Raw genomic sequence first — 2,141 nt, forward strand, 5'->3', positions numbered from 1 at the left:
ACTGCTTTTCGATCAGGCATCGCGGCGTTGGAACGAAGGGCAGTCGAGCATGGCTCGACTCTACAGAGGCCTCAATCGCCGCAGCTGCCGCCGTCACTGCCACCACCATCACTGCTGCAGTCGGAGCTGCTGTGGCCGTGATGGCTGTGGTTGTCACTGGAAGAGCCGCCCGAGTAGTCGTAGGCGCCGCCGAGGCCGTTATCGCCCCGGCTGCCCGAGCCATCGGCGGTGGCCACCGCCATGCACAGGATCGCGCCGACCAGCGGCAGCAGCCAGACCAGCAGCAGCTGCACCGTGCGGCCGCCTGCCGACAGGCCGTCGCGCCGGACGATGAGCACCGTGGCGACCAGATTCAGGCCCAGCACCAGCAGGACCAGCAGAAGGGCGAGGATCAGCATGCGGCGGTTCCGTGCCTGGACTGGCCGCATTATGCCGCCCCGCCCCGGCATTGGCCCTGCCTGTCATGAAGATGGGACAATGTAGGGCGCGCCGGCCTGCCCCGTGGCCGCCGGCGCCCCCCGCACCACACGGAAGAAGAAGAACAACAACATGCTGAAAGTCATTTTCGATACCGACCCGGGCGTCGACGACGCCCTGGCCCTGCTGTACCTGCACAAGCACCCGCAGATCGACCTGATCGGCGTCACCACCACCTTCGGCAACGCCTCGGTTGAATCGACCACGCACAATGCGCTGTACCTGAAGCAGACCTGGGGCTTTGCCGCCCCGGTCGCGCGCGGCGCGGCAGGCCCGCTGCAGCCGGAAGCCACCCCGGAAGCGTGGCCGGTGCACATCCACGGCCACAACGGCCTGGGCAACCACCCGGTGCCGGCGCAGCTGGACGTGGCCGCCGACGCGCGCCCGGCCGCGCAGCTGATCATCGACCTGGTCCGCGCCCACCCGGGCGAAGTGACCCTGGTTGCCGTGGGCCGCATGACCAACCTGGCGCTGGCCCTGCAGCAGGCCCCGGACATCGCCGGCCTGGTGCGCGGCGTGGTGATCATGGGCGGCGCCTTCCACGTCAACGGCAACATCACCCCGGCCGCCGAGGCCAACATCTGGGGCGATGCCGAAGCGGCCGACGTGGTGTTCACCACCGATTGGCCGGTCACCGCGATCGGCCTGGACGTGACCACCCGCGTGGAAATGGACCGTGACGGCCTGGACACGCTGGCCGGGATCGGCGGTGCCGACGCCGAGCTGGTGCGTGCGCTGTCGCAGGACTACGTGGACTTCTACCTGCAGGCCGGCCACAAGGGCATGGTCGTGCACGACTGCTGCGCCTGCATCGCGCTGACCCGCCCGGAACTGTTCCAGTTCGAGCGCGCCAGCGTGCGCGTGGCCACCGACGGCGTCGCCCGCGGCATGACCATTCCCAAGCCGGAAGGCATGGGCTTCGGCCCCAGCGTGTGGGATGGGCACGTGCTGCAGTCTGTCGCCATCGGCGTGGATGCAGCCGCCGTACTGGCCGACATCGAGCAGACCCTGAAGGTCTGATCGGCTAGCGACTGGACCTGCCCGGGACCGTCTCGGGCAGGGTCCACAGCACCGGCAGCACCAGCACCGCCACCAACGCGATCATCGCGCCCGGCGCTGCCGCCCAGCCGCTGCGTTGCACCCACCATTGCGCCAACCACGGTGTCGCACCGCCGAACACGGCCGTAGCCATGGTCACCCCCAGTGCCAGCCCGCTGACCCGGCCTTCGCCGGGGAACTGCTCGGCCGTGGCCGGTGCCGCCACCGCACTGACGCCACCGGCCACGCAGGCCAGCAGCACCGCCGCCAGCGCGATGCCCCATGCCGTTGCCTGCGCCATCCACGCGAACAGCGACAGCGGCAGCAGCGCCGCCAGCACAGTCAGGCCCAACAGCATCGGCCGTCGCCCGACACGGTCGGACAGTGCGCCGCACAGCGGCGTGATCGCGATCACCGCCACTGCCGCAATCGTCGACAACCACAGCGCGTCGCCTTCATCGTGGCCCTGTGCATGCAGGAAGGCCGGTACGTAGGTGATGCCCACGTAGTAGGTGATCGAGCCCAGTGCGGAGATCGCAAAGGTACGCGCCACCGCCCGCGGATGATGGCGCAGCACGTGGCGAAGCGGCGTGGCCGGAATACTGCCCTCGCGGCGCTGGCGCTCG

At 69.7% G+C, this 2,141-nt stretch carries 3 protein-coding genes; 1 reads left to right on the forward strand and 2 read right to left on the reverse strand.

Annotation, left to right across the window (positions count from 1 at the left end):
- Positions 1-71: 71 nt before the first annotated feature.
- Positions 72-398, reverse strand: a complete 327-nt coding sequence (locus QRO93_RS21345; RefSeq protein WP_164085668.1) for a hypothetical protein — start codon at positions 396-398, stop codon at positions 72-74.
- Positions 399-549: 151 nt separating this feature from the next.
- On the opposite strand from QRO93_RS21345, the gene QRO93_RS21350 reads away from it, so the two are divergent.
- A complete protein-coding gene (locus tag QRO93_RS21350) occupies positions 550-1,497 on the forward strand; it encodes a nucleoside hydrolase (protein WP_053512182.1) in 948 nt (315 codons plus the stop codon).
- Between the two features lie 4 nt (positions 1,498-1,501).
- Here QRO93_RS21350 and QRO93_RS21355 read toward each other — a convergent pair.
- A partial coding sequence (locus QRO93_RS21355; RefSeq protein ID WP_285304354.1) for an MFS transporter occupies positions 1,502-2,141 on the reverse strand: 640 nt, incomplete at its 5' end.

The sequence above is a fragment of the Stenotrophomonas maltophilia group sp. Smal17 genome, assembly GCF_030237045.1.
Taxonomy (GTDB): Bacteria; Pseudomonadota; Gammaproteobacteria; order Xanthomonadales; family Xanthomonadaceae; genus Stenotrophomonas; species Stenotrophomonas forensis.

What these genes read in the sequence shown, in the direction of transcription:
- QRO93_RS21345 (WP_164085668.1), bottom strand. Translation starts at nt 398, where the DNA reads ATGCTGATCCTCGCCCTTCTGCTGGTCCTGCTGGTGCTGGGCCTGAAT.
- QRO93_RS21350 (WP_053512182.1), top strand. Translation starts at nt 550, where the DNA reads ATGCTGAAAGTCATTTTCGATACCGACCCGGGCGTCGACGACGCCCTG.